At 33.1% G+C, this 26,679-nt stretch carries 26 protein-coding genes and 5 pseudogenes; 12 read left to right on the top strand and 19 right to left on the bottom strand.

Translation table 11 applies throughout. The features are described from left to right. Positions 1-443 precede the first annotated feature (443 nt). Positions 444-1,712 (bottom strand): glycoside hydrolase family 5 protein, encoded by a 1,269-nt coding sequence (locus G9F74_RS27740; protein ID WP_165406352.1) that lies wholly within the window; start codon positions 1,710-1,712, stop codon positions 444-446. Between the two features lie 150 nt (positions 1,713-1,862). On the opposite strand from G9F74_RS27740, the pseudogene G9F74_RS30625 reads away from it, so the two are divergent. Next, a pseudogene (locus tag G9F74_RS30625) lies at positions 1,863-2,042 on the top strand (transposase); the annotation flags it as partial. Positions 2,043-2,178: 136 nt separating this feature from the next. Here the strand turns inward: G9F74_RS30625 and G9F74_RS27730 are convergent. The 7 genes from G9F74_RS27730 to G9F74_RS30300 all read right to left on the bottom strand — a co-directional run bounded on the left by G9F74_RS27730 (position 2,179) and on the right by G9F74_RS30300 (position 10,869). After that, positions 2,179-2,637, bottom strand: coding sequence for a hypothetical protein (locus G9F74_RS27730; protein ID WP_016107698.1), 459 nt, complete (start codon positions 2,635-2,637; stop codon positions 2,179-2,181). 367 nt (positions 2,638-3,004) lie between these two features. Beyond that, on the bottom strand, positions 3,005-7,096 hold the full coding sequence (locus tag G9F74_RS27725; protein ID WP_016107697.1) for a non-ribosomal peptide synthetase: 4,092 nt from the start codon (positions 7,094-7,096) through the stop codon (positions 3,005-3,007). A gap of 6 nt (positions 7,097-7,102) precedes the next feature. Next, complete coding sequence (locus G9F74_RS27720; RefSeq protein WP_016107696.1) at positions 7,103-7,543, bottom strand: phosphopantetheine-binding protein; 441 nt, start codon at positions 7,541-7,543, stop codon at positions 7,103-7,105. A 563-nt stretch (positions 7,544-8,106) separates the two neighbouring features. Further along, entirely contained in the window at positions 8,107-8,688 is a 582-nt protein-coding gene (locus G9F74_RS27715) for a 4'-phosphopantetheinyl transferase family protein (RefSeq protein ID WP_016107695.1), read from the bottom strand. Between the two features lie 447 nt (positions 8,689-9,135). Further along, positions 9,136-9,432 carry an ArsR/SmtB family transcription factor gene (locus G9F74_RS27710; protein ID WP_016107693.1) on the bottom strand — a complete coding sequence of 99 codons (297 nt, stop codon included), beginning with the start codon at positions 9,430-9,432 and terminating at the stop codon, positions 9,136-9,138. A 723-nt stretch (positions 9,433-10,155) separates the two neighbouring features. Next, entirely contained in the window at positions 10,156-10,416 is a 261-nt protein-coding gene (locus G9F74_RS27705; protein WP_016107692.1) for a hypothetical protein, read from the bottom strand. 318 nt (positions 10,417-10,734) lie between these two features. Then, positions 10,735-10,869, bottom strand: coding sequence for a hypothetical protein (locus G9F74_RS30300; RefSeq protein ID WP_260408258.1), 135 nt, complete (start codon positions 10,867-10,869; stop codon positions 10,735-10,737). A 248-nt stretch (positions 10,870-11,117) separates the two neighbouring features. Between G9F74_RS30300 and G9F74_RS27700 the strand changes: the two genes are divergently transcribed. Beyond that, positions 11,118-11,228, top strand: coding sequence for a YjcZ family sporulation protein (locus G9F74_RS27700; protein WP_080119650.1), 111 nt, complete (start codon positions 11,118-11,120; stop codon positions 11,226-11,228). 897 nt (positions 11,229-12,125) lie between these two features. On the opposite strand, the gene G9F74_RS27695 is transcribed toward G9F74_RS27700, so the two are convergent. From G9F74_RS27695 to G9F74_RS27685, 3 genes are read right to left on the bottom strand one after another with little or no spacing between them, the layout of a single operon-like run. Continuing rightward, complete coding sequence (locus G9F74_RS27695; protein ID WP_033668333.1) at positions 12,126-12,734, bottom strand: replication-relaxation family protein; 609 nt, start codon at positions 12,732-12,734, stop codon at positions 12,126-12,128. After that, on the bottom strand, positions 12,724-13,890 hold the full coding sequence (locus tag G9F74_RS27690) for an FtsK/SpoIIIE domain-containing protein (protein WP_016107688.1): 1,167 nt from the start codon (positions 13,888-13,890) through the stop codon (positions 12,724-12,726). The genes G9F74_RS27695 and G9F74_RS27690 overlap by 11 nt, the downstream gene beginning before the upstream one ends. A gap of 10 nt (positions 13,891-13,900) precedes the next feature. Next, positions 13,901-14,095 carry a hypothetical protein gene (locus tag G9F74_RS27685; protein ID WP_016107687.1) on the bottom strand — a complete coding sequence of 65 codons (195 nt, stop codon included), beginning with the start codon at positions 14,093-14,095 and terminating at the stop codon, positions 13,901-13,903. Between the two features lie 264 nt (positions 14,096-14,359). Between G9F74_RS27685 and G9F74_RS27680 the strand changes: the two genes are divergently transcribed. From G9F74_RS27680 to G9F74_RS27660, 5 genes and pseudogenes are all read left to right on the top strand, one after another. Next, positions 14,360-14,581 carry a helix-turn-helix domain-containing protein gene (locus G9F74_RS27680; RefSeq protein WP_016107686.1) on the top strand — a complete coding sequence of 74 codons (222 nt, stop codon included), beginning with the start codon at positions 14,360-14,362 and terminating at the stop codon, positions 14,579-14,581. 113 nt (positions 14,582-14,694) lie between these two features. Next, positions 14,695-14,935 (top strand): annotated as a pseudogene (locus tag G9F74_RS27675) (Y-family DNA polymerase); the annotation flags it as partial. Between the two features lie 175 nt (positions 14,936-15,110). After that, a complete protein-coding gene (locus tag G9F74_RS27670) occupies positions 15,111-15,605 on the top strand; it encodes a protein phosphatase 2C (RefSeq protein ID WP_097855374.1) in 495 nt (164 codons plus the stop codon). A gap of 296 nt (positions 15,606-15,901) precedes the next feature. Continuing rightward, entirely contained in the window at positions 15,902-16,435 is a 534-nt protein-coding gene (locus G9F74_RS27665; RefSeq protein WP_016107684.1) for a hypothetical protein, read from the top strand. A 432-nt stretch (positions 16,436-16,867) separates the two neighbouring features. Beyond that, positions 16,868-17,341 carry a protein phosphatase 2C gene (locus tag G9F74_RS27660; RefSeq protein WP_165406351.1) on the top strand — a complete coding sequence of 158 codons (474 nt, stop codon included), beginning with the start codon at positions 16,868-16,870 and terminating at the stop codon, positions 17,339-17,341. A 53-nt stretch (positions 17,342-17,394) separates the two neighbouring features. Here the strand turns inward: G9F74_RS27660 and G9F74_RS27655 are convergent. Next, positions 17,395-18,206: pseudogene (locus G9F74_RS27655) on the bottom strand (N-acetylmuramoyl-L-alanine amidase); the annotation flags it as partial. A 374-nt stretch (positions 18,207-18,580) separates the two neighbouring features. On the opposite strand from G9F74_RS27655, the gene G9F74_RS30295 reads away from it, so the two are divergent. After that, complete coding sequence (locus tag G9F74_RS30295) at positions 18,581-18,784, top strand: hypothetical protein (protein WP_080119649.1); 204 nt, start codon at positions 18,581-18,583, stop codon at positions 18,782-18,784. A 12-nt stretch (positions 18,785-18,796) separates the two neighbouring features. Then, positions 18,797-19,051, top strand: a complete 255-nt coding sequence (locus G9F74_RS27650; RefSeq protein WP_165406350.1) for a hypothetical protein — start codon at positions 18,797-18,799, stop codon at positions 19,049-19,051. A gap of 741 nt (positions 19,052-19,792) precedes the next feature. On the opposite strand, the gene G9F74_RS27645 is transcribed toward G9F74_RS27650, so the two are convergent. The 4 genes and pseudogenes from G9F74_RS27645 to G9F74_RS27630 form a co-directional block, all read right to left on the bottom strand. After that, positions 19,793-19,978 carry a hypothetical protein gene (locus G9F74_RS27645; protein ID WP_016107677.1) on the bottom strand — a complete coding sequence of 62 codons (186 nt, stop codon included), beginning with the start codon at positions 19,976-19,978 and terminating at the stop codon, positions 19,793-19,795. A 192-nt stretch (positions 19,979-20,170) separates the two neighbouring features. Continuing rightward, a pseudogene (locus tag G9F74_RS27640) lies at positions 20,171-20,599 on the bottom strand (Holliday junction resolvase RecU); the annotation flags it as partial. 1,380 nt (positions 20,600-21,979) lie between these two features. Continuing rightward, a pseudogene (locus tag G9F74_RS30290) lies at positions 21,980-22,176 on the bottom strand (ATP-binding protein); the annotation flags it as partial. A gap of 950 nt (positions 22,177-23,126) precedes the next feature. After that, positions 23,127-23,441, bottom strand: coding sequence for an LCI fold-containing protein (locus tag G9F74_RS27630; RefSeq protein ID WP_016107674.1), 315 nt, complete (start codon positions 23,439-23,441; stop codon positions 23,127-23,129). 400 nt (positions 23,442-23,841) lie between these two features. On the opposite strand from G9F74_RS27630, the gene G9F74_RS27625 reads away from it, so the two are divergent. Continuing rightward, a complete protein-coding gene (locus G9F74_RS27625) occupies positions 23,842-23,952 on the top strand; it encodes a YjcZ family sporulation protein (protein WP_000505679.1) in 111 nt (36 codons plus the stop codon). A gap of 195 nt (positions 23,953-24,147) precedes the next feature. On the opposite strand, the gene G9F74_RS27620 is transcribed toward G9F74_RS27625, so the two are convergent. The 3 genes from G9F74_RS27620 to G9F74_RS27610 form a co-directional block, all read right to left on the bottom strand. Then, complete coding sequence (locus G9F74_RS27620) at positions 24,148-24,348, bottom strand: hypothetical protein (RefSeq protein ID WP_016107673.1); 201 nt, start codon at positions 24,346-24,348, stop codon at positions 24,148-24,150. 69 nt (positions 24,349-24,417) lie between these two features. Then, on the bottom strand, positions 24,418-24,606 hold the full coding sequence (locus G9F74_RS27615) for a hypothetical protein (protein WP_016107672.1): 189 nt from the start codon (positions 24,604-24,606) through the stop codon (positions 24,418-24,420). 86 nt (positions 24,607-24,692) lie between these two features. Beyond that, the gene (locus G9F74_RS27610; RefSeq protein WP_016107671.1) at positions 24,693-24,893 is read right to left on the bottom strand and encodes a hypothetical protein; all 201 of its coding nucleotides are present in this window, start codon (positions 24,891-24,893) and stop codon (positions 24,693-24,695) included. A 285-nt stretch (positions 24,894-25,178) separates the two neighbouring features. Here G9F74_RS27610 and G9F74_RS27605 point away from each other — a divergent pair, with 285 nt between their 5' ends. After that, the gene (locus tag G9F74_RS27605; protein ID WP_016107670.1) at positions 25,179-25,649 is read left to right on the top strand and encodes a DUF5065 family protein; all 471 of its coding nucleotides are present in this window, start codon (positions 25,179-25,181) and stop codon (positions 25,647-25,649) included. Positions 25,650-25,876: 227 nt separating this feature from the next. Further along, the gene (locus G9F74_RS27600; protein WP_016107669.1) at positions 25,877-26,362 is read left to right on the top strand and encodes a DUF5065 family protein; all 486 of its coding nucleotides are present in this window, start codon (positions 25,877-25,879) and stop codon (positions 26,360-26,362) included. Positions 26,363-26,679: the final 317 nt, after the last annotated feature.

Raw genomic sequence — 26,679 nt, 5'->3', positions numbered from 1 at the left:
TTCATCTCCCACCTATCGTTGGGCTACGCCCTTCACACGCTTGAGGAAGGAGAATTCTTTCGGGAAATTCGTTAAATAACAAATTTACGATAAACTCATCGATAACAACCTATTACGTTTTGATTCAGTATTCTTACCTTCCATCTAGTTGTATAAATATATTCAATTTGCGAAATAAGTAAATGAATTTTAATATTTAAGGCTTAGAATTTCGTGAAAAATTCATAAAAATTATTTGAACAATCGCAACCACACTTATTTGAACCTCCACAATCTTTTCTACGCTATTCCCTAAAAATCTTAAATTATAACTAAGTCTGATTGCTACTCCATATACAAAATAAAAGACGTAATCTTGAATACAACTCCGTCTTTTTTGAAATAAAAAACATCTAATTCTATTTGAATTAGATGTTTTTATTTAGTGCTTATAATATTATAAGCTATCTCTGCACCTGTAAATCTTTTTTAATTACATCCCAGAGTGAATTATCTTGACGCATCGGTTTACCCTCTTCGTCCCATTTTATTTTTCCTGTTCCAAATTCATAATTCATCCCCGTCCATGTGTCTTCACGGAATGCATAGAATGATTTATGCCAACCTTTTTGGTTGAAGATAGAAATAAGATCTTGCATGTATTGGGTAGCCCCTGGAACAGTACGGTTAATTCCAAACTCCTCTGCAATAATTCGATTAGATGGTACATGATTTTTCTTAGACCATTGTTGGATTGGCTTCAAAAATTTCTCTAATCCCTGTTTATTCCACATTACAGGTTTCTCTAAATCTCCTACTTTTACCAATCCCGGATATTGATATTCCTTGTTTTGTTTTTCACCTTGACTCGTTAATTCATATGGTTCATACATATGAAATGCATAAAGTGTTTTTTTATCCTTTACTGGTTTTAAATACTTAAAAGCCCACGGAGTTGCATATAAACCTGAATCTAAGATAACCGGTGTTTCTTGGTCTACTTCACGAATAGAATTGATCACCTTTTGATAAAATCTGTTTAAGTCCGCTGTCGTTCCCTTCACTTTTGCATACCATTTCTCGTAATCTTCCGTCCAAAAATCATTATATCTATTATTTTTAGCTGTTTCTGGATGGGGTTCATTTATAATATTATAACCAACCACTGCGGGGTGATCTTTTAGTTCCAGAGCAAGGTCCTTCCAAAATTGACTTGCCTGTTCTTGATACTTCTCTTCTTCCCATATTCTGTCGTCATTCTTATTATTATTAAATTGACGCCATCGATCACCAGGTAAGGATAACATTGTAAGAACAACTTTCATTCCTTGCGATTGTGCGGCATCTAAATCAGCTTTTAATTTTTCTAGATCCTCCTTTACTAATCCCTGATAGTTATCTGCATTACCTATCAGAAAATCCTTTCCAGAAGTATCCGGTTTATCCTCAAATAGAAAATCTTTATCCTTTGCCCATTTATCAGGTGCTAAACGAACATATTCAATATTAGCTTCTTTCGCACTTTTATAGTTTCCAGGTAATGACGTACTATTCATAAAATTAGTACCCTTCCTTTTTGAATCCCAAAAACTAACTTTTGAATCGCTCCTATGATAAGTATCAGCTCTTACATTCATTTCCTGTACTCCAAAACTCAGCATGCCTAATAACGCAACAATTGGCAAAACTTTTTTCACAACTTTTCCCTTCTTTCCTTTATATTTTACACACATAACTTACCTTTGTTTTGTTACAGGAATATGGCAATTTCCCCAAAATACCTTTTAAGATTATAAAATAGAAGTATATTCATACATAAAAAAGAAAGAGATAATTAAAAATTTGCTTCATTTATGTAGAACTAAAAGCAAAACCTTTGGTCTGACGAAGCAACACAAATCTACACCAAGAGAAAAATGAAGGTAGAAAGCGCGTTCGGTCATATCAAGAGCAATCGGTCGTTTCGCCGATTCTCATTAAGAGGAGTAACAAAGGTAACGATGGAGTTTGTCCTGATTGCCCTGGCCTATAACTCCCTCAAACAAGCGGGAAAAAACCGCTAATTAGAGGGGGAATCAAAAAAAATAACAAAACCCACGATGAAAAAATTTTTTCCGTGAGTTTTGTTATTTAAAGGAGCTTTTGATCTAACTTCCTTTCAAATAAATCATATACTCGCTCTGGTTTCATATATATTTATTACAAATTACCTTTAACTTGTCTGACAATCTCATTTATCGTATTCCGATCAAATTTGTCACTAATTTCGTATGGCTTACGATCCCGTACGAATTGCACGCCTACGATATCATTACGATCCTTACCATATTGCACCTCAATAATAGATCCACGCTCTAGTTGTTTCCAAATGTGGCTTGCTTCTTCTTTATTATCCAAAGTAATACAGTCCTCAATATTTTCATCAATTCCAATTAACATGTTAACATCAATATACCCAATCTCGTATTGTTGACGTTCTTTCGCTTTTGCACTTACTAATATACCCGCGCTACCATATGAGTAATCCCAATAGTCCGATTTCTCAGTTTGTACTGCTTTCGATTCTGGTTTCTTAATTTTTTCATTAGTGCCACAACCGGTAATAATACCAATTGGTATAACTGTAATTAATACTACTCTAGTAAACTTCTTTATCATCTAAAACCATCCTTATATGTTTGATTAAAAATTATATTTATCCTCTTACCAAAAGATAACGTAATACTATAGGGAACGCAAAACGAAAAAATGTACTGAATCCTTATAGATACCTAAGAAAAGATAAAAATTGCGTTTTTAAGATTCTGGCGCAAATATATGAAGTAGAACATAGATGGTAATAGATTCTTATATCGGGACTTACAGTATAATATACGATTCATGCATTCTATAAACAAAGCCGAAATCTGAGATCAGATTTCGGCTTTTGGACATACGGTGAATTACATTGCCCGTCCCTACTTACATAAAATGTAAAAGTTTTCATAAAAGTAATTTAAGCTCACCCAAACTTTGCAACAGAACTTTAATTAATAACTTTTGAACTAACTTTCTCAAGTGTTTTTTGTAAACCTTTTGCTAAACTACTTACATGAGGATCACGCAACATTGTAAAGTGATCTCCATCTACTTGAACTACTTCGACCTTTTCTGATGTATGACGACTCCAATCCATACCGTCATATTCTCCATCTACTGCTTCGAAGAACGTAATAGGAAGAGGTCCCATTTTTGCTTGATAACCATTTACAGCACGCAGCGTAGATTTCCAAGTACGAAGCCAGCTTTCCATCTGTTCAGTTGTAAAATCAGCGTTTACGATATTTGCTCTCTTACATAAATCCATTAGATACTGCAAGTGACCTTCATCATTCATATTTCGTAATTCCTCTATTGAAAGTTGCTCCAATTTCATACTAAAACTATTTAACAGCGTATCACCAAAGAACCAAACCATATAAGCATCATCTAATTCAGGATTTACACTTGGAGGACAAATATCCATAATTGCTAGTGTATCTACTGTCTCTCCTTGTTTTTGAAGTTGATATGCCATTTCATATGCAACAGTTCCACCAACACAATATCCCCCTATTAAATACGGCCCTTCAGGTTGATGTTTTTTAATTGCTTCAACATAATATGCCGCCATTTCCTCCAAATCAGAAAATGGTTCTCGTTCACCATAAAGACCTGCAGACTGTAATCCATAAACCGGTTGATCTGGACCAAGGTCACGAGCTAAATCTGCAAAACACATAACTTGTCCCATAGCTGGATGTACAATATAAATTGGAGGAAGTGAACCCTTAGCATTAATAGCAACTAGAGGTGACGTTGGCATGAAATCATCATTCCCACTAATAAGTTGCGCTAAATGCTCAATTGTTTGCCCTTCAAACAGTACAGATATTGGTAATTTTTTATTAAATTTCCGTTCAATTAGCGACATAAGTTTAACAGCCAGTACAGAATGCCCGCCAAGATCAAAGAAATTATCAGTCACACCAATTGGACTTATATTTAGAAGATCTTCCCATATTCCAACTAACTCCATCTCCAATGTATTACGAGGAGCAACTTGACCAGACTCTACCATAAAGTTACTTGTATCAGGCGCAGGTAGAGCTTTACGATCAACCTTCCCATTTGTAGTCAATGGTAGTGTATCTAATTTAATAAATACAGATGGGATCATATAATCTGGTAATGTTTCTTTCATAAAGGTACGTAATTCATTTATAGAGATTTCTTGATTTATTAAAGGAACGATATAAGCAATTAAACGTTTGTCATGATTTTCATCTTCATGCACTGTCAACACTACTTCTCGGATGGTTGGAAAAGCACTAATAACCGATTCAATTTCACCTATTTCCATTCGGAATCCTCGAATTTTGACTTGCTGATCAATTCGTCCTAAATATTCAAGCTCACCATTCATCGTATAACGTGCTAAATCACCACTTTTATAAAGCCTTGAATTAGCATCAGAGCTATACGGATTTGTAATGAATCGTTCTTGAGTTAAATCTAATCGATTTAAATAGCCTCGTGTAACACCAGCGCCACCAACATACATTTCACCTGAAATACCATCTGGAACTGGTTTCAAGTTTTGGTCTAACACATATACAGATAAATCTGGAATAGGAATTCCAATTATGCTCCCTTGAGGATTTCGAACATCTGCCCATGAAAGTGGTCGATAGGTAACATGAACTGTTGTTTCTGTGATACCATACATATTTACCAGTAATGGTTTTTGGTCCCCATGACGTTCATACCAAGGTTTTAAACTAGCCAAATCTAGCGCCTCTCCACCAAAGATAACATAACGAAGGGACAACTTATCGCCAGCATACTTTTCATCCTCTTGCATAAGTTGACGGAAAGCAGATGGTGTCTGATTAAGTACCGTAACTGCTTCATTGCACAATAACTCATAAAAAGCTTCAGGAGATCGACTAACCATATATGGTACAACTACTAGACGTCCTCCATAAAGTAATGCCCCCCATAGCTCCCATACAGAAAAATCAAATGCGAATGAATGGAACATTGACCACACATCTTGATTACTAAAGTTATACCATTTTTCCGTCGATTTAAAGAGTCGTACTACATTACCATGCTCTACCAGTGTTCCTTTTGGCTTACCGGTTGATCCCGAAGTGTAAATAATATACGCTAAGTTATCTGGAGTGACATTATTTATAGTGTTTTCCTTACTCTCTTGGGCGATTAATGACCAATCGTTATCTAATTGAATTAGTTTAGCGTTATGCTCTGGTAGGTCAGATGCATTACTTCCTTTACTAATTAAAAGTGGTATTTTTGAGTCCTCCAACATATATGTGATTCTATCTTGTGGATATGCAGGATCAATCGGGACATAAGCTCCACCCGCTTTAAGGATTCCCAAAATGCTGATAACCATTTCCATAGAGCGTTCTAAATAAACCCCCACTTTCGTCTCGCTTTTCACATTATTCTTCTGTAGAAAATGAGCGAGCTGATTACTGCGGCTATTAAGTTCACTATATGTTAAACGCTGATCCTCAAATACCACGGCTATAGCATCAGGTGTAAGCTTAACCTGCTGTTCAAACAATACATGAAGGGGTTGATCGCAAGTATAATCCTTTAGATTTGAATTCCAATCATTAATTAATGCCTTTTGCTCTGATTCTTGAAGCAAGGATAAAGACCAAATTTCTCCATCTGGATTCTTTAAAATATTTTCTAATAAGGTTACATAATATGTTGTCATTTGTAAAATTGTTTCTGATTTAAATAAGTCTGTATTATACTCTAGAACTCCCACCAAGCCGTCTTGATTTGGAGTAAAAGTAAGTGTTAAATCTACTTTAGATGCTTTGCTATCTAACACTTCATAACTAGTCGAAAATTCCGTCAACTCAGATTGTAGGTTAAATGAATTCTGTAACACAAACATAGCCTGGAAAAGTGGACTATAACTCGAATCCCTCTCTGGTTTTAAAACTTCTACTAATTTTTCAAAAGGTATGTCTTGATTTGCAAATGCATCCAGTGACATATCACGTGTTTGCTTCAAGAATTCACGGAAAGTAATATTTTCAGAAAGATCTCCGCGAAGAACAAGTGTATTGGCAAAATATCCAACTAACTCTTCTAAATTACTGTTCGTTCTGTTTGCAATAGGAGTACCCACACAAATATCTTCTTGACGTGAATAACGGCCTAAGAAAATTTGAAAAGCTCCTAACAATGACATAAACAACGTTGCGCCTTCTTGTTTACTTAAATTATTTATTTTCTCTACAAGATCTTTTGAAATTGTGAATTTATGACTTGCACCGTTAAAAGTTTGAACGGTCGGCCTTGGTAAATCAGTCGGTAATTCTAGAAGCGCAGGTGCTCCTGATAATTGCTTCTTCCAATATTCTAATTGGTGATTCATATTTCCATTTTCAATTTGATTACGTTGCCATTCAGAAAAATCGCCAAACTGTACAGGAAGATTTTTCAATGGAGATGGTTTACCTTGTAAGTATGAACTATAAAGCTGTTCTAGTTCTTTAATTATGATTCCCATTGACCATCCATCAATAATCATATGGTGCATGACAAAAAGAAGAATATGTTCTTCTTCACAAGTCTTGAATAAATTAATTCTAATTAAAGGATCATTTATAAGGCAAAATGGCTTATTAACTTCTTCATAGATTTTTTCCCACTGCTCATCATTCGACATTTCTTTTAAATCACTGCTTATCATTGGAATATGAAAGTCTTGATTAATATTTTGAACTGGTTCTCCTTCTTCAAGCGTTATTGTTGTTCTTAACGCTTCATGTCTTTGAATAATTTCATTTAAGGATTGCTCAAGTACTTCAACTTTTAGCGATCCTTTTATATGTAAAGCCATAGGAACATTATAAGCTGTTGTTTTTTGCTGGAATTGCTCTACGAACCAAAGTCGCATTTGTGAAAATGACATTGCGGCTTTAAGCGGATTTTCTCGATTAGGAATTTTTTTGGTAACTCCTCCTAAAGAATCTTCTTTTAATACTGCGTCTAAAACTGCTCTTTTTTTCTCGGATAATAATAGGTTTAATTTAGTAGAAGTCATTTTAAATTACTCTCCCTTTTTCATAAGCAATGCTTCTGTTTCTTCATCTGATAATTCAGACATTTCGATTAACATTTTCGATACTTTCTTAACTTTTTCTCCAATATCGGGCAGCTCTGAAATCAATTTCGAAAACTCTGCCACAGTTGGTGCATCAAAAATATGACGTAGTGGAATATTTATTCCGAATATCTCTTGTACCCTTGTATTAACTCTTGTAGCAAGTAAAGAGTCTCCAGCTTCAAAGAATATTTCTAATACACTGAATTCATCTAAGTTTAATACCTCCGCCCATATTGTAGCGATTACTTTCTCTACAGGGTTACTTTGAAGAAGCTTATTGTTAATCGGATTATCAAGACTTTCAATCGAATCCACATCTGAAATAGTGTCTAGTCTAGAATTTTCTTTTTCAGATAACGGTAAATCTAATTTTGTAGCAGTCATCTACATGATCTTCCTTTCGCTTTAAATCAGCTTTAAATCAGCTTAAAATAGAAAATCAAACTATAAAAATTTAACGTTTTTATAGAATTAACATTACTTTTCCCCTTTTTCTATTTTAAATTCCGTTTGATCAAAATATATGGTTAATATTTCATAATGATCTTACAATTTTTGGAGTTTAAAATCAACTGTTTTTTCAATTTTTTTCAATAAATTAACAAAATATGTTTTTTAATATCATTAAATAATCTATTTCTCTTTTTTATTATTTTACAATATTTTCATAAATTTATTTGTAACTACTTCGTTTTTCAGTAAAAAAATCAAGGTATGTTATGTATGTAGGGGTATCTTATTAAAAAAGAAGTTTTACGTTTAGACACAAAATAACCAGTTCCTTGTACACTAAGAAGCCAGTTATTGATATTACTGAATAATAGTAAAATCAATTTTATTTTCCACATTAAAGACTGGTTTACAAGACCAGTCTGTTCAAAACCAAAAAGAACAAAAGACATTCTTACGAATGTCTTTTGCAATATAAGAATTCTAATATACGAATTTTAAATTTCATAATTTTCATTGTTCCTGTTCATCATTTTCAATTTAGCAACGAAATCTTCTAGATCCAGGACTGTTTCTTTAGGATATGTAATTGAGTATATATGTTGACCAGATATTACAGAAGCTGTGCAGTATTGAGAAAAGTTTTGATAATAACTATATAAAATACCCTTTCTAATATCAATTTTATTAATTTCATAGATTTCTAAAGGGGTTGTTAGACCCGTCTTTAAAACCTTCGATAAAGATTCCTTAGCAGTCCAGAGAAGGGTATATATAGTTTCATCAGGATGTGATAGAAACTTAGCTAATCTTTTTTCTCCTACTGTCATTTGAGCTGCCAATATATCTTTGTTGTCAATGTTTATTCTTTCAATATCAATTCCTATAGGTGTTTCTTCTGAAAAGGCAATTGCAAATCCCATGCTATCACAATGACTTATACTTACTTGTACGCTCGTTGCACTAGAATGCTTTACAATTGGTTGATTAAAAATCCCTGGCGTAATCTGTATTTCATGCAATTTTTCATCTTTTATAAATGCTGAAATAGCCTCTTTCGCTGCATATCTACCTGCCAAGTAGCTTTCCACCCTTTTTTTAAACTTAAGTGTAAGAAAATATGACTTCTCATTTATATGCAAATATTTTACTGTTTCTAAATATTGATCAATTGATGAAAAATAACATACACACACATTTATTTTATACGTTTTTTTTTTTGCTCTAAAACTAATTCATCCTTAAATGACTGAGGGAGTTGGTTTTCAAGTCTTTTTTGCTCTTCCTCAAAATATCTTCCAGGCATATAAGCCCCTCCTTTTACCTTCCAGCTGATATAATGAAATAAATACAGCAACACCAATTCACATTGATTTCAATGTTTCTCTAACACGTTGAAACACGCATTAAATTTCATTAGTCACTTTATTTAAATCTAAATTCCAAAAATAATTACAAAAACTTACGATCCCCACTATATATTGGTAATAAAGTGCTTAAATTTTTAAAAATACCTAGCATAGATCTTAATGTGTTAATCTTAATAAATTGGTAATCTCAATAACTTTCTTATCTTCTACTCTGCAATAAAGCCTTGTGCCTTTGCGCTTACTAAATACAATATTACCTATAGTTAGTTTTCGTAAATGTTGCAAAATCATAGGTTCCGAAATATGCATCGCAATACTCAACTGAGAAACTGTTAAGGTACCACTTACAATCAATTCACGTACAATTAATAAACGACTCAAACTACCTAATAATTCTAAGATTTTAGCACTATCTTCATAATCACTAGAATCCATGTTGAAATCGCAAAACATACTATTCATCTCCCTAATATTAATATAAACATTGAATATTTTAACATAAAAACCAAAATACCCTCCTAATATTTTCTATAAAAATGAAAATAATTCAATTTCAGGTGATTCAAATAGTAGGAAGACACCTTAGGGTGTCTCTTTTTTTTGCGCTAATCATTTTAGATAAATACTCTTCAAACTATTAGTCCACTAAATTCTTAAAAAAAACTGGTTGTCTATATAATAATTTAGTGAGATATAGATATAGTTTAAAAAGGTAAAGTTAATATAGATCAACTAAATAACGAAAAGAAAATGTTTTATTGCATAAAAAAAGGCTCCATTGCTGGAGCACTCAAAAAATAATATAAGTAAATGAATTAAAACAAATAACAGACAATTAAACTATATAGATATTATATAAATAAATCTATATATATGTAAAATTACATATAAAACCCTACTTATTGATGCTATACTAAACTTACTCGATGATTGTTATGTTTTTTTATGGTTTTTAAGCAATACAATACCTTCTTAACACCAATTGTACAAGCAAAAGAAGACATCTTAATCAATGTCTTCTTTTCTTATATAATAACAGCACAATAACATTAAGATGGTTCAAGTCAGAGAAAGGACACTCATTTGAGTGTCCTTTCTCTCCAAACTTTATTTACTTGCCTCATAGTGAACATATGCACTGCCATCCCAGTTTGTCGAATAAACATCTTTAAAATATCACGTTTTTCCTTCACTGTAAAAAGAATTAGCAAAGTAACCATTGGGACTATAGACTTCATAAGTTCTAGAGATATTTTGCCCGGTAACATCGTGGTAACTAAATCTGTACTCATAATTGTAATACTTTGCAAGTAGTGCTTTAGTTGGTGCAACTTGTTTAGTACTATCTACACCTTCTGTACTTGCTGAAGCTGCCCCGATTCCTCCAATTAATGCGATGCCTGTTACTAATGCTTCAAACACTAATTTCTTGAACATAAAAATTCCCGCTTTGCATTTTAAATATTTTGAATACACAGAAATGTACGTTTGAATTTAGTAATATTGGGATTCCATTTTATCAAATGGAAAATAGAGGGAGGTGGGATAATATGTAATATTACATATTTAATAGACTATATATTATGATATACTTTAGAGGTATGATACATATTTTCTTTAGATTGGAAAACTAAACCTTATTTACCCAATTGTAGGGGGCGCCTTATGGCGTCTTTTTTTATAAGAACGCCCCCAAGTATTCATACACTTGAGGGCTTATCAATTGAAAGGTAGAACTGTTTGGAATTCCTTAAATTAAGAACAAAGTGGGATTACTCCTAAACCAATTAATAGAGCTGCAGCAACCGCTAGGATTGGTACAGGAATTTGGATACCTTCTACAAATAAGAAGTATTTACCATCTACTATTTTAAAACAAACTAATTGCATGGCTAATCCTCCCTTCTGTTAGGATTAATATATATATTAAATAATCTCTTTATTGATATAATTAAATAGTTTGTTTTTAAGGGATTTATATATAATATTAATCTTTTGAAGATACCCTATGGTGTCTTTTCTTTATTGTCAAAAAGATCTGCTCAATTTTTACGTAAAAACATAAAGTAAATTGAATCCGTTAGAATAAATGAGCGGCCTCGTGTTTTCTCCTCTTATCAAAAGTAGGAACTATTGTTATGGGATTTGGTGGTAGTTGCGGCGATGGCTGCGGTTTTGCTGGAGGATTTGCTTTAATGGTTGTATTGTTTATTTTATTGATCATCGTTGGAGCTGCTTGCTTCTGCTAAAATACTATTATCCAATTCACAAGTTTTATTATAAACATAATTTTCCTCTCAAAAAAGCCCACCAGTATCCCATTCACCACTATAATGGGCACATTCAAAAAGATTGCCATGTTCTTGCAAATACTAAAGACTTATTCCAACAAATCACCAATAATTATTACAAAGAGCATCCTCTATTAAATCCTTTTACCCAACGCTCTTTTAACCATCTCAATTTACATTCCATATTGTTATATAGAAAAGTTAATCAAAAGTGTGGGTTTGGTGTTGATGTAGCGTTTTTTAAGATTGATTAAAATAAAGCTTTATTAATAATACGAATCACATCTTGCTTATGTCCCCTTACAAAATAATTATCAAGTAAATTCCATTTTTTATATTTTCATTATAATTTTCCTTTAAACTATCTACAATAACATAAGGTTTCTCTTTACATTTGACACTCCCACGGCTAAAGCCACAAGCTGACTAACGTCAGTGGGATGCTTGCTACCAAAGGCGAAGTCTATTTCTAATTTCTCCAAGTTTCTGATATTCCCCATTTAATATCTGCTGATTCAAGATATACATAATTTAAATCTTTTTGGCTAACAAAATACTCTTTGTATTTTTCCATTTAATCTCACTACTCATTAAAAGTTATTATAGAAAAACATTTCAATATCCACATTAAACTAAAATAATTCGTAGTTGCATTTATAAGAGAATAAACTACACCTTTACAAATAACATCAACATTAACGTCTATATTGATGTTGATGTTGATGTTGATGTTGATGTTGATGTTTTATTCTACATTCTTATACAGTTACATAACATATATATTGTCTGTTACCATTGTAACTCTTCCAAACTCCTACCGTACAACTAGGTGTTCCGTTTAGTTGGGAAGAGTTACTATATTTTTGTTGCAAGACTCTCCATGAAATTGCTAATTGATGAAGCTTGAAAGATACGTAAATTAGGAGAACTAATATCATACTGCTTATCAGTAATAATAAGAATGGATGGAAAGAATTTAGATTCTTTTGGTTGCCATGATTCGTTATGCCATTCCTGACTGTGGAAATATAGCTCATACCTGTTTATCTTATCTTGCATTATCTTTTTACTGTAAACAGACTTCTGGACCTCAATGAAGAATGGAGATCTGCGCCATATTGTAAATGCATCAGGTTCCATGAATTCTTTACTGTACTTTGGTTCAACCTTAAATAGTTTCGGTTTTTCATAATGGATAAGCTGTTTATATACGTCTACGATACCAAGAAAGTGGGGAATCTTCTGGCTAGTTTTGCGAAGTGTGCTGGATTGAGGGAAGTAAATGTACGGTTGCTGCGAGATATTGGCATCCACATGGCCATCTCTTCTTAATCGTTTCATCACCGTATTACAGCATGTCACTGCGTTCTTTAATCCTTGAAAATGCAAATCAACAATATCATCACGAGACATACATCTAAAACGTTTTAAATCGCTTAGTATTACTTTGTCTCTACTCCTCATAATCTAACACCCCAAACAATTGAGTTTCTTCTTGTGGAGAATTCTTAAGCTTTATATCCTCTTTCGGAACACGATAATGTTCCACGATTTGTTTCGCTTTGCTTAATTCTAAGTAAGGAGCTTGCACTTTCTTTAGGCCACTTAGTTTTAGTATCATTTGGCCTGATTGCTCTAATTGTTCTGATCCAGGTGTACCCATGATATTACTGTTAATCGTACTATCACATTTGAATCCCATTCTGACTGTCATATTAAGTTTTAACTTACCATCTAATACTTTTGCATCAGGACGTTGCATGGAGAGTATCATAAAGATTCCAAGCGCCCTTCCGACTGCCGATATTTTTTCAACTATAGACATACATTCTTTTTCATCTTGCAACATAGCCACTTCATCTATAGCAAGTAGGATGTATGGTTTTTGATCGTCAGGACTCATTTTATTGTATTCATCGATGTGATCCACTTCATATTCCTCCATTAACTTTCTACGTTCACGTATTTCCTTCCACACTTTTTGGAGCATAATCTTCATTTCTATCTCTTCCATGCAAACCTCTTTAACATGTTTCACTCTTCGCAAGAAATGAAATTCAGAATTCTTCATGTCGCCTAGGTACAAATGTAATTTATCAGGAGACATGTATTGAACGAGTGTAGATAGCACAACACGTACCATACTACTTTTCCCACTCCCTGTTTCTCCTGCGATTAGAAGATGCGGTGTATTCGAATCGACCAGGTCATACGTAATCATTTTGCCGAATTGGTCTCGCCCTACCACAACAGGAAGACGATGTTGTTTTAGTAACGGCTGCCACTTCTTATAACTGTAATTGTATGTTTGTAGTCCTACATCCGATTGAAATACATTAAGAACAAATTTTTTAATATCCCCTTCAATTGCAACATTGCGTCCTAATATTTGTTGAAAGCAAAACCATTTCTTTTCGATAATCTTAGGATCCAAACCATTTGGAATGGTAAATATATATCGAACTTTTTCTTTCGAAGAAGAAATGTCATGTATCTTCGGATAAATGGGTACTTTCCCACCTCGTGTTTGATGGTCTACATATAAACCCGCTTTTCTAAATACCTCTATAAGTTGATTCCTCAAACTTTGTTTATAAATCCATTCTTTGATCATTCCCATGTAACACCTCCTAGAACATGATTAAGATTTTGATAAATACATAGCCAATGCAACAAACTCCACCTATCCTCATTCCATGATACATTCCATCACTTAAAAGTTTAGCTGCTGTAACGTGATCATTTTTTACAAAATGCTTTTCTAACAGCACCCCCCCGATTGTCGTTATTCCTAAAACTCCTAAAGAGATAAATGTAGTTAACATATAAAACTCCCCTTTTATAAACAGAATTTAAAATCCTAATGACACTTAGGTTTATCGGCTGAAAACCTTGATAGTAATACATTGATAGCTAACTTGATAGTTACTTTGATAGTACAAATACTAATTACCTTGATAGTGATTAAGCTATTTACTTTGGTAGCGACCTTGATAAAGCATATGGGGTACAACTTGGACAATTTCTTACTTTTTTTCCTGAGTTTAAAAAAATGAGAAATGGTACAAGCTGTGGATGAGGTGATGAACGTGTTCGGATTGGGGAAAAAGCGTACAAAATTTGGTCGCTATTTAGATTCAAATGGAATAGCACAAATAGAATTAGAACGAACATCAAAATTAAGTACAGGTACTGTTTCTAAACTGTGTAATGATAAAAAATATAGACCGAAGTTTTCAACGATAACTCAAATAGTTAAGGGATTAAAAAAGCTAGGGAAGAATATAGATGAAAATGATTTTTGGATGTAGCTTCACTTAAACGAGTGAGGCTATTTTAATTTTCTTCACAAAAACCTCTTCACAAAAGAACGCATGTACGCACGCAATAAAAACTAACGTTCTGTGATTTAGAGGGAATAACGGTGTATGACTATTCAATATTGCCAAATCGAATTGTTTTATGTGTAGATCTTCGTAGCTTTTACGCTTCAGTCAGTTGTATCAAGATAGGCTTAGACTCTCTTTACACAAAATTAGCTGTTGAGTGACTCAATTGTTCTGGCTGCACCCCCACCATTAAAAGCATTAGGTATAAAAAAGATGGAAAGGATCGAGATTCCTGGTAGAAAAGACATTTTAGGGGTACATCCCATTATGAGCACCTAATAAAAAATTCGCTTCCGGACGGCTATTATTTTTGGTAATCAAACTATTTTTTGTATTATTTAATTAATATAATCAAAAACACACATAATTTGTAAATCTTTATATTTATATTTAACATTAATTAATGTAATATATTGGATGTATCAGAAACATAGGGAGAGGAATGGAAAAGTTGTTTAAAAAATTCAAAAAGTTTATGATGTTTGCTGCTGCAGCTATTATGTTATCTGCAGGTTTCGCAACTGCCGCACCCAATGAGGCTCATGCTGCTCATTGGGCAGACAATCAAATGCATTGGGCTTTCAACAAAGGCATTATTACCGCTGACTTAAGAGACAGTTTCGCAACTCGTCAAGATGCATGGCTAATGATTTCTCGATGGAATGGGAATTTCGTTGGCAATTACGAACAAGCACGTCAGTACATGATGAGAAAAGGGCTTTCTGACGGTAGCCGCGGAACTAACTGGGTTACTCGTAATGAATTTATAGGTATGCTTTATAAAATGCGTACTGGTAACAGCCCATGGAATCCTAATACTGGTTTCCAAGCGGCAAATTATTGGGGCAGTGAATTCTATATTTTTGATGGTACTCGTGGAAACGATGCAGCAACAAGGGCTGAGGTTATATCTATGATGTATAATTATAATAAGAAATATAGATAGAAATAAAAAATGGAACTACTTTATGAGTAGTTCCATTTTTTTATTACTTCACATACACATAGGCTTCATTTTCTATTTTCACTTAACCTCATAGCACTAACCTTTCATACCATTTAATTGCTCATCTAATGTTGGTTCAAATAAACAATTTCATACACATATACAATTACATTTTTTGTAAATTTCACAAATTATTCCTAAAAGAATATCACATATACCAATACATCTATTTACTTTAAAAATCTAATATATTAATATACTATACGTTACAAACACATAGGGGAGGAATGGAAAAGATGTTAAAAAAAATCAAAAAAATTATGGTTGTTGCTGCTGCAGCTGTTATGTTATTTGCAGGATTTGCAACAGTCGCACCAAAAGAAGCATCAGCTCATTGGGCTGATACTCAAATGAATTGGGCTATGAAGTATAAGATTATTACATCCGATTCAAGGGATAGTTATGCAACTCGTCAAGATACTTGGTTAATGCTTTCTCGTTATTTGGTTAAGAATAATTATTCTTATGCAGGAGCGCGTAACTATCTAATGTCAGGTGGCATAACAGATGGAACTCGCGGAACTGACCGGATTACTCGTAATGAAGTAGTAGCTATGTTGTATCAGCGCTGTAACTGGGGTCCTGCCTGGGATTCTGAACTTGGATTTGAAAGATCGAGAGCATGGGGAGCTAGGTATAGCATATTCGATGGAAAACGTGGAAATGATTTTGCAACAAGAGCTGAAGTTGTAACGATGCTCTATAACGCATTGCTAAATAAAAAACCTTCTTCTCTATGGATTCCACTTCCCGGCTCAAGATTGCTCTAAATTTAAGACTGCTATTTTATAAGAAAATTAAAAGGGCCCATTCTTAAAGATTGGGCTATTTTAATTTTCTTTACATATACATAGGCTTCATTTACTCATAGTACGTTTTATCTTTTCTATTGTGTACTTTATATTGTGTTGAACCATTGGCAAAAAGGAACCCAATTAAGGACAGCTCTTAATTTTTCATAAAACTATTCTTTTATAATAAATAACTTCTTATGTACATAATGAATCCGTGTTATGCAATATATTAACTTCATACCATAAACCTTTCATTCCACTTTTGTTGTGAACTTCACAAATTATTCCTAAAAGAATATCACAAATCCAATATATCTATTTACTTTTAAATACAAATGCAATAATGTAAAATATGTAAAAAACAAAAAGGGAAGGAGTGGAAAATATGTTAAAAAAATCAAAAAAATTATGGTTGTTGCTGCTGCAGCTGTTACGCTATCAGTAAGCTTTGCAACATTTTCTCCAAAAGAAGCATCGGCTCATTGGGCAGACACACAGATAAATTGGGCTTTTAATAATAGTATTATTACTGCTGATATGAGGGACAGCCTAGCAACTCGACAAGACATGTGGTTAATGATGATGCGTCATGAGTTCAAAGATCTTTATTACTCTCATTATAATTTTAATACCGCACGAACTTATGCTGTAGCACATGGTTATACAGATGGGACTAGAGGGACTAACTGGGTGACTCGTAGCGAGGCTGCTGCATTTGCATCATCAATGGTCGGATATAAAAATATATGGAATTCAGCAACTGGATTCAGCGAGTCAGATAGACGTGCAAAGAACCTTGGTATTTTTGATGGTACACGCGGGAATGAGTTTGCAACAAAAGCTGAAGTTGTAACGATGATCTATAATTCTCGTAACTTATAAAGAGATGCTAAAAAAAGGGGCTACTCATTACGAGTAGCCCTTTTTTCTTTCTATTAATGTATACTTATATAATATTCATTAGCAGTTACATAGTATGTTTTACCTTTGCTATTGTGTACTTTATATTGTGGCGAACCATTAACACTTACTTTTGCATCAATTGTGAATCCTAAACCAGTATCTACAGAACCAGCAACGTCTTTATCTTGCCAAGATGGAGCATCATAGAAACGTAGATTGTTAACTTTTGAAACTACACGCTTTCCTACAATAGAAGAATCCACTGTACTTTTCTTATCGAACTTCACATAAGATGGATCGTTTTTAATCCATTGCTCTCCGCCAAGATTTAACCAACCATCCTGTTCCGCTCACACAATATAAGATTCAGGTTTGTTTAGTTGGCGAATCTTAGAATAGCTTGTACCTGGTCCTTTACGTAAGTTAACGTTGTATCCTTCAATATAAGCGATGCCATCTGTTACAGCTTTTGGAACTTCTTTTGGCTTAGATGGCTTGTCAGGTACAGAAACGTCTACATTAGCATTATTGTATGCGCGTTGCACATCTGCTCTAAATTGAGTTACTTAAACGCCATGAGACGTTTAAGTAGTCAAGTGGGTCTTCATGATCTGTACCGCCGAGATGATGCGTTACATCGCTATACATCCACAATCCTTTTTCTACAGATATCATGCTATCTTCAAAGTTTTACATACTTTTCATATGAACGTTTGAATTTTGTATAATCTGCTGTTTCACATAACTCTACATGTACAAAGCATTTATTTACTCCTAGTCCAGCCCCATATACAATGTACTTTGTATCCGCGATTTGGCTTGTTTCGTTCCAATTAACTGCGTAATCTTGTTGATCTAACTCGTGTTTTTGTCTCACTTCATATCACCCACCGCCTTCTATATAACTAGAAAGTAATTTGTCTAACTCCTCTTTATGGTAATTCTTAAAATACATATTGTTTATATTCAATTATTATTATATAATATAAATTGTCTTTACTTATATGCGATTTAGATATATCGGAATTAGAAAAAGGGATCTTTCGGGATTCCTTTTTTCTACACAAAATACAAAGGAGCGGATTCGCTTCCTAGCTATATTCCCCCACCTTACAGTAATTCCTTTACATTATTTTATTACACCCAACCATTTTACATCCGTCTATACGGATGTAAAATAATAAATAAGTTCTAACATTTTGAATCGAGGTGACAATCTTGAGAAGTTTTAGTTCATTATTAATCTCTACTATCTGTTCAACAATCCTTCTAGTTTGGAATTCACTTTCTTTCTATACTGGATTCACAACAGGACATACATACTACTGGATTTACGGTATCATAGCCTTGGTTTTCCTTCTATTCTTTATCTTAAACATACGAGATATCATCAAGAAAAACTACAGAACATCAGGACAATAGGAGTTGGTACATATGTGGGAAAAAATTAAGAATTATAGATTGTGCTTAAAAGATTTAAAGTTCATATTATGGTTGTTCGGTATTACTTGTTTTATTTACGGTTACAATTTCATTACAGGATTAACTTTTGCTCACAAATTCCAAGTCTATGATTTAGGTGGCGCTATAGCTACATTCGCTGCATTTATGGATACTAAAAATAGAATTAAAAATAAAATTTATCATTTTCTGACAGAAGACTCCTCCCTCAAAAATGTGAAGGTATGAAACACCCATTTTAGGTGGGAGATGAATGTCGGTTGGCATAAGCCAACATGTTTGCTACCATATACTTGTACAGATTGCTCTTCAACGTTCTATCGCCCCATGCTTGCCGAAGTTGCGAAAACCAAGCTAAAGTAGGGAGTGTGGTGCTTCAACGTACAAGATACTTATGTTTTCACCTTAGGGACTACGGGTAGAGCGTGCTAAGATAACCGGTGGATACATCAGTGTTCGCAGGAATCTCCCACTTCAAAAAGTCCGTAAGGACGTTAAGTGGTGAGTAGTTCAAAAGACAACATAATATAAAAGGGGTCCTTTGCGATTTCTTTTTTCTCTTCAAAATAAACAGGTAGAGGATTCATCACCTAGCCATATTCCGCCACTTCATGGTAATCCCTTTATATTTCATTTTATATCTATTAATTTAGATGTAAAGTTATATACAAAATCTCGACTTTTAGATGCTAAAATATTATTTTCTTATTTTGGTACCTTGATTTGAAACTAGAATTCAAATCACCCAACGTATCCAAACTAAAATTACTATTCGCAAAAAAATGGATAATAGTTACATGTTCTGTATTAACCACACTTCATCAAGCAAGAATCATGTGATTCTTGCTTTTCATTCGTTATATTCGTTTGTTTTGTTACCTTCACTTAACAACAAACAAGACGCCACCCTGATTACGGAAGCGCCTACAATAATCGCTATAAATTTAGTCACACTTATTTATTCTCACGTCATTTATTTCTTTGCTTCCATACCCCATTCTCTTTACTATAAGTATTCTTTCCATTCATAAATCCCGCTGTATTACCAGAAATGCTATATTTCTTATTCTTAGCCTTCTTCTTCATCCTCTTCTCTTCTTGAACAGCTTGCAAATCCACCTTCCATTGCTTCAATAAATCCTTTTTACGTCGCATCGAACTTGTGCCCCTTATATAGAAATACTAATTCAATAATCATATTATATACATTTGTATATTTTTTCAATAAAAAAAGAGCACCATCGTTATTGGTACTCTCAATGTGAATTAGAGTTTATCCTGAGCATTGAATAGGACACGAAGAACTCGTCCTATTACATAATATGCTTGTCCTTACTATAATGTGCAATAAGTATCAAATTCTGCTCTTGTTATCGACTTCTTACCTTTTGGTTGTTGTGACATCCTTACATATAATTGAATGACTGATAGTGGTACCAAGAGTACTGACTCATCCTTACTAAACTCTATAAGGAAGAAACATATCGTTCCCATCTTCTCTGCTTTCTCCAGGTAACCAACTGATGCTGCGCAATATTCTTCAAATCAAATCTTGTAGCATTCTCTGTAGACTTTGCTTCAAATGCAATAGCTTGTCCTTTTTACACGCCGTCATAATCCTTCATAGAAACCATTTGGTACATGGCCACCTGAGCTTTTTAACACCTTCACAGGAGTTGGACGCTTGTTTATAAGCGCCACTCCACCTCTTTGATACATTTCATTCAATGGATTGATAAAATTCTCAAAATACATTCCTCTGTTTCCTAACCCTATTGTTATTCCTCACTTTCAATCCAAAAGATTATTTTGGTGCGTTTCAATATGCGATATTGCATATTCTGTGTTTTCAACTTCCATACATGAGGTAATTTATTTATAAAAATATACGCTATTATTAAGGATATTTATATGAACAAATTCCGGAAGATGATGATTAAAATAAATATTTCGTCAATACTGTATGTAGGCTGCATGCCACAACTCATTTAAAGTCGTTTTCTCAGTATCTCCTTGTATTGAGCAGTTAGCTTTTACTAACTCTTCTTTTGTGATTCATCATCACATTATGATGTAATGGTCATATATTATCTCGAAGCAAAAAACCCTAATTTACTTTTCACTATCTCACTTTTCCCTTAAAGAGCTCTTTTCAGGTCCGCTACAATAAAACTTAATATTCCGTCAATAATATAGATAGACGACGGCCAAAACTCATTTAATGAAGTTCCTAACCTTTCCCCCTTTTGGAGAACCAGCCGAGCAGTTAGCTTTTGCTAGCTGCTTTTTATTTTAACCTTCCTCTGTATATCTTTTTGATCTGTGCTTCAGTAAATCCCTCGTATATCGCAAACACTTCAGGGAACTCACTTAAACACAAATCAATGAGTCACATATGACTTTTTCTCTGTTTATGGGGCCCTTACGTAGTAATAAGGGGCACTCTTTTATTTGTTTTTATGCATTAATCTTAATATATAGTTGCAAAAATAATTAATTAAGTGTTAAAATTCTATAGATACTCCCCACGGAGTTCTCATGTAATTAAACAAGAGTTTAAAAATTCTCGAATCTTAGCCCCTTGGAGCGCCCTCCAAGGGGCTGCAACATTTAAAATAACGTTTTTGTTCACTTTTTTGATACATTTATGAAACATTCATGTGTTATCTTTAGAAAGTTCTTTTTTATAATATCTTGTGAGATATACCAACCAAAGAAGCCCTAGACCCCTAATTCTAGGGCTTTTTCATTTAAATTATTATTTTATGCACTTTTATTATTTTATTAAATCCTAATATTTATTATACTTAATATATAAATTATGATATAATTAATTTGTGAAACATCACGTGTTTCAAATACAACATTTTTGATGACCTCTTATCTTTCCATAAGAGGTCTTTTTTTAATTAACGCTTTTGTTTACTTTATATTTAAAAAGTTCATTTTCATAAGGACTGGCCTTATATACTATACTCATTCTTGTACTATCCCCACTTTCATTTCGTTTAGAAGAGGGGAATTCCTAAGTAAAGAGTTCTATCGGAAATATAAATGGTGATAATCTGTATCTTTCCGTATTTCTTTTTAGTCATTCCCCATTTCGTTTTTAATTACTTCAGTTCTGTGCCATGCACACATCGTTTATTCACCCTTTTAAAATGGCAATGTCTTTGTTCTGAAATCCTTTGGATCTTTAAAAACAATCGCCCTAAAGTTATTGAAAATACATGATACAATTCGTTCATCATATGCACCTTCTAGACGCTCTCCTGTAAGGTTTTTCATAAAGATGGTTGATTTTTGCCTGAGCGCCTATCAAATACATCGAATAAAGCCCTATTAATTAAGTTTCTTACTGATGAATCAGACTAATTGCAAATTAGCAATAAGTTTCCAAACATTTCCATATTCCTCCTTATTTACTTTTAGAGAAAATTTTTGGTAAAATATAAGTAGAATTTTTTTACATTTTCTCTTCTCCAAAACCGCCTTAGCCCTAAGGCGGTTTTTTATTTCTCAATAAAAATTCATTGATGATTCTGTTAACATTTAATTATCGATATGTTTATCAATCGACCTGTGCTTCTGTACGAGCTTTTTTGATGTTTTCACACATCGGAATATCCAGGAACCCATTTACTAAGTGGGGATCACCGTTAGATTTCCGAATATCCCAATAAACTAAGGGTTGTCTATGTTCATAAATTCGTAAAATCTTTATATATAATTTAAATAAATTATATGTTAAACTGATTACACCTCAAGATTTCTTTTCCGGAATCTAAAACTAATTACCATTGCATTGCCCTGCATCCCAACATGTAGGGCTTTTCTCATTTAGCTAGAGTTATATACTTATATATTTCCTCAACCTAATCTGTATTGTTATGTATCCCTCTATCTCTTAAACCCTTTATAATCCACAGGATTTTCTTTTGTTCGTATTCATCACGCTGCTGTTTATCTATCACTATTCACCTTTTATAAAATAACTGACTGTCCAATCCATCAGATATACAAATCCTGCAAGACAGATAACTACAACTAGTATCATTAAATAAGAGAATGTGCTTTCTGACATCTCTATATCGTCTCCTGATTAAGAAACTTATTAATGAAGTAAAACTGACATTATATTACTTAATTTTAATAATGTGTATATGGAGTGGCGTCCAATACATAGTATTAAAATCAAGATGGTTCAAGTCTGAGGAAGGCACCTTAGGGTGTCTTTTCTTTATGAAGGATAATCCTATTCAAAGAAAAAAGCCTCAGATATTGAGGCTTTTTAGTAAAATCTTTACCATGTTCTACCTTCATAATGACCATAATAGCCACCACCACAATCAGATGTTTTACTATATCCTTTAAAATACCATGTGATTCCAGAACTATCAGTGTAAGAGTTAGAAAATATGTCATTATAACTGAACACTGTTTTGTAATGTTTATCTGTTCCTCTATCATACCAGTATGATTCATTGTTAGCACATAACAACATTTTTGATGTATTTCCTGTATTTGCTGTATTCTCCGTACTTGCTGACGCAGCCCCAATTCCTCCTGTTAATGCAATACCAGTTGCTAATGCCCCAACTACTAATTTCTTAAACATAATAAATCCCCCTTAAATATTTTTTATAACTTGCACCTTAACTGTATCACTTTTGTAATTTTTGTAAATATTTTGAATTTGTAGAAATATTTATTTAAATCTTGTCAATATTGGTAATATATTTTATCAAATGGAAAATAGAGGGATTTATTATGATATGTAATAATGCATGTTCATTCAGAAAAAAATCGTGATAAAATCTAAGTACCTGTTCTATTTTTTCAGTTATCTTAGAAACCTTACTTCTTATTTACCCAAATGGGAGGCGCTTTATGGCGTCTTTTTTTTATTTTCAAAAGGCCATGCTCATTTAATCCATAAAAACATAAAGTAATTTGAATCCATTAAAATACATGAGTGACTCCTTATTTTTCTCCTACTATTTAAAGGAGGAATTATTATGGGCTTTGGTGGTAGCTGCGGTGGCGGCTGTGGCTTTGCAGGAGGATTTGCTTTATTAGTTGTATTGTTTATATTATTAATCATTGTTGGAGCTGCTTGCTTCTGCTAAAAAACTATTAGAAAAGGCACCCTTATATGGGAGCCTTTTCTTTATGTATATTATCTATTATCCGATTCATTAGTTTTATTATAAACACATTTAGCTTCTCCAAAAAGACCACCTGTGTCCCATTCTCCACCATAATACGCATACTTTCCAGGTGAACCATTGTCTCGTATACTTGGATATGATTTTAGTTTATATTCATAAACCTAAACCATAAAAATATAAATAGATTACCACGATTATAATTCCCATAACAGTAATTAATAGGAGTTTACCATCAGCCCCCGTAAGAACTTCTTTTAGATTTTCTTTTGCTTGTTGTTTCTTTTCTCCACTTGAAAAGAGATAAATAATGAAATAAGTAACCACTAAGAAGAATGAGAATATTATATCTATCATTACTTATGTACCCCCTACTATATGTGTACTATTAATTTCCTTATACGTTTTAAGCTAAGATATCTGAAATCATACTGATAATAAATATATTCCCCCGATTAAAAGTGCCGCAGCAACGATTAATATTATTACTCCATCCGGACTATTAAGAATTTCTTTTATATGTTTTTTTGCTATTTGCTTGGTTTCTCCACTTGAAAAGAGATAAACAATGGAATGGAGAATTAGTAAGAAAAATGCCGTAATTACCTCTAACATGGCTTATGTACCTCCTTAATCTATGTGTATCTTTAATTATCCAGTAATTTTTTTGCACCTTATATCAGCCTGAGTAACTGGAATGCTTACTTAAATAAAAGCCAAATAACAAAAATTACTCCTGTAACTGCTGCAGATCCAAAAAAACCTACCAACATTTTCCCCTCAGGTCCATTAATAAGCTCTTTTAAAACTTCTTTTGCTATTCGCTGACCTTTACCACTTAAAACTATCGAAAGAATAAGGAATATTACCATTAATATAAATGAAGAAATTATTAACTCCATTACTTATGTACCTCCCTGATATATGCGCGCTATTAATTAACCAATAATTTCCTTATACATTATATCAGCTAAGGGACATGCAAGCACAACAAAATATTTGTATATTTTATTTTATTAATTAATAATACATTACTATACGATTATTCAAGTAGCAGGAAGGTACCTTTGGGTGTATTTTCTTTCTATTTATAACTTTTTTTACAAATTATTTGAAATATTATACAAAAAATTATATCATTATATAGTAATTGATTATAATTATAGAAATATTTAGGGGGACTTTTAATGAAATTAGGAAAATTAGCATTAGTCGGAGCCTTAGCTTTAGGTGGTTTAACAGCAGTTGGTACAATCAACACACCTTCTGCATCAGCAGACACAGTACAACATGCAGTATTGCCATATGACGACTGGGGGATTACTAACACAGGTATCTTATATGAATGGATTGAACCAATGCCCGCTGAGTACAAAGAGCATTTAATGCCAGCTTACGAAACACAAAACTGGTTCACAGTCATTACAGATGATGCTGGATTAGTAGCTGGTAAAGACCAAGTTAAAATTTTCCGTGTATTAGATAATGGAGATTTATCTCGTTATAAAACAATTGATTTCCATAAAGAGTGGGTTCTTCCGGGTAAAGCAGTATTTGATACTCAAATCACAGACGCTTACGGACCTGGTACATATGTAGCGGTTTCATACATTCACGGTAAACATTTAAAGAGTGATTTCTTCACTATTAATAAGTAACAGCAATAACCGGTTCCTTAACATATAGGGACCGGTTATTTTTTGCCTGAACTTATATTTCCCCCAAATTATATGATGACCCTAAATGCATAACTTCAGTTATCTAGTCGGAGGAATGTACCTTTGGTTGTCTTTTTTGTATTCATAACTTTTTTAAAAAATATTTAAATTTTATATTATTATATATAGATTAATTGAATTAAAGGGAGAATTTAGGGATCTTTTAAATGAAATTAGGAAAATTAGCATTAGTTGGAGCATTAGCTCTAGGTAGTTTAACAGTAGTTAGCACACTTGATACAAAATCAGCGGCAGCAGCAACAAATGTACAAAAAGCAGTAACAGCTGAGGACTGGGGCTTTAAAACAATTTATGGCGTAGAAGTTGGGGCTAAAATGATACCTGACATGTACACAGACTATATGCTATCCAGCTATAAAACTGGTGGTCGCCCTATTTTGATTACTGTACCTTGGGACACAGATACATTCACATCTCAAGACCAAATTAAAGTCTTCAAAATCCTACCGGGGGGCAACCTAGCTCGTTATAAAACAATGAACTGGAAACAAGAACGTGATTACGGTTCAATGCAAAATGTTGCAAAATTTGAAGCACAATTTACAGATGCTTACGATGCTGGTAACTACATTGCAATAGGATATGTTAAAGGTGAGTTTGTAAAAACTGACTTCTTTACTATCAATAAATAATATTAATAAATTTCTCTGTATATAGAAAAACAATTACTTTATATCTAAATTTATAATTCTCTCAAAGCGATATGATGGTTTAATAAATAAAATGTAGTTATCAAGTCGGAGTAAGGCACCTTTAAGGTGTCTTTTTTTATTTCTCAATATAAGAACTTTAAGAATATGCTATTATTTAAATGCAAATTCCCTTTTGTGCTATGAGATAGTAATACCCAATAATAAAGCCCACCTATTTTATGAACTGAACCCAAAAAATTAGACAAATATATTAAGCAGCTACTAAGGATTGAACTCTGTATTGCACAGGGGACAAT

Source organism: Bacillus sp. EKM202B (assembly GCF_011066025.1).
Taxonomy (GTDB): domain Bacteria; phylum Bacillota; class Bacilli; order Bacillales; family Bacillaceae_G; genus Bacillus_A; species Bacillus_A toyonensis.
The sequence above is the reverse complement of the archived record's forward strand: the minus strand, read 5'-3'. Positions and strand labels throughout refer to the sequence as shown.

Excerpts from the sequence above, each read along its gene's own strand:
- G9F74_RS27740 (WP_165406352.1), bottom strand. The coding sequence starts at position 1,712 with ATGTGTGTAAAATATAAAGGAAAGAAGGGAAAAGTTGTGAAAAAAGTT.
- G9F74_RS27730 (WP_016107698.1), bottom strand. The coding sequence starts at position 2,637 with ATGATAAAGAAGTTTACTAGAGTAGTATTAATTACAGTTATACCAATT.
- G9F74_RS27725 (WP_016107697.1), bottom strand. The coding sequence starts at position 7,096 with ATGACTTCTACTAAATTAAACCTATTATTATCCGAGAAAAAAAGAGCA.
- G9F74_RS27720 (WP_016107696.1), bottom strand. The coding sequence starts at position 7,543 with ATGACTGCTACAAAATTAGATTTACCGTTATCTGAAAAAGAAAATTCT.
- G9F74_RS27710 (WP_016107693.1), bottom strand. The coding sequence starts at position 9,432 with ATGTTTTGCGATTTCAACATGGATTCTAGTGATTATGAAGATAGTGCT.
- G9F74_RS27705 (WP_016107692.1), bottom strand. The coding sequence starts at position 10,416 with ATGTTCAAGAAATTAGTGTTTGAAGCATTAGTAACAGGCATCGCATTA.
- G9F74_RS30300 (WP_260408258.1), bottom strand. The coding sequence starts at position 10,869 with ATGCAATTAGTTTGTTTTAAAATAGTAGATGGTAAATACTTCTTATTT.
- G9F74_RS27700 (WP_080119650.1), top strand. The coding sequence starts at position 11,118 with ATGGGATTTGGTGGTAGTTGCGGCGATGGCTGCGGTTTTGCTGGAGGA.
- G9F74_RS27695 (WP_033668333.1), bottom strand. The coding sequence starts at position 12,734 with ATGAGGAGTAGAGACAAAGTAATACTAAGCGATTTAAAACGTTTTAGA.
- G9F74_RS27690 (WP_016107688.1), bottom strand. The coding sequence starts at position 13,890 with ATGGGAATGATCAAAGAATGGATTTATAAACAAAGTTTGAGGAATCAA.
- G9F74_RS27685 (WP_016107687.1), bottom strand. The coding sequence starts at position 14,095 with ATGTTAACTACATTTATCTCTTTAGGAGTTTTAGGAATAACGACAATC.
- G9F74_RS27665 (WP_016107684.1), top strand. The coding sequence starts at position 15,902 with ATGTTAAAAAAAATCAAAAAAATTATGGTTGTTGCTGCTGCAGCTGTT.
- G9F74_RS27660 (WP_165406351.1), top strand. The coding sequence starts at position 16,868 with ATGGTTGTTGCTGCTGCAGCTGTTACGCTATCAGTAAGCTTTGCAACA.
- G9F74_RS27650 (WP_165406350.1), top strand. The coding sequence starts at position 18,797 with ATGTGGGAAAAAATTAAGAATTATAGATTGTGCTTAAAAGATTTAAAG.
- G9F74_RS27645 (WP_016107677.1), bottom strand. The coding sequence starts at position 19,978 with ATGCGACGTAAAAAGGATTTATTGAAGCAATGGAAGGTGGATTTGCAA.
- G9F74_RS27630 (WP_016107674.1), bottom strand. The coding sequence starts at position 23,441 with ATGTTTAAGAAATTAGTAGTTGGGGCATTAGCAACTGGTATTGCATTA.
- G9F74_RS27625 (WP_000505679.1), top strand. The coding sequence starts at position 23,842 with ATGGGCTTTGGTGGTAGCTGCGGTGGCGGCTGTGGCTTTGCAGGAGGA.
- G9F74_RS27620 (WP_016107673.1), bottom strand. The coding sequence starts at position 24,348 with ATGATAGATATAATATTCTCATTCTTCTTAGTGGTTACTTATTTCATT.
- G9F74_RS27615 (WP_016107672.1), bottom strand. The coding sequence starts at position 24,606 with ATGTTAGAGGTAATTACGGCATTTTTCTTACTAATTCTCCATTCCATT.
- G9F74_RS27610 (WP_016107671.1), bottom strand. The coding sequence starts at position 24,893 with ATGGAGTTAATAATTTCTTCATTTATATTAATGGTAATATTCCTTATT.
- G9F74_RS27605 (WP_016107670.1), top strand. The coding sequence starts at position 25,179 with ATGAAATTAGGAAAATTAGCATTAGTCGGAGCCTTAGCTTTAGGTGGT.
- G9F74_RS27600 (WP_016107669.1), top strand. The coding sequence starts at position 25,877 with ATGAAATTAGGAAAATTAGCATTAGTTGGAGCATTAGCTCTAGGTAGT.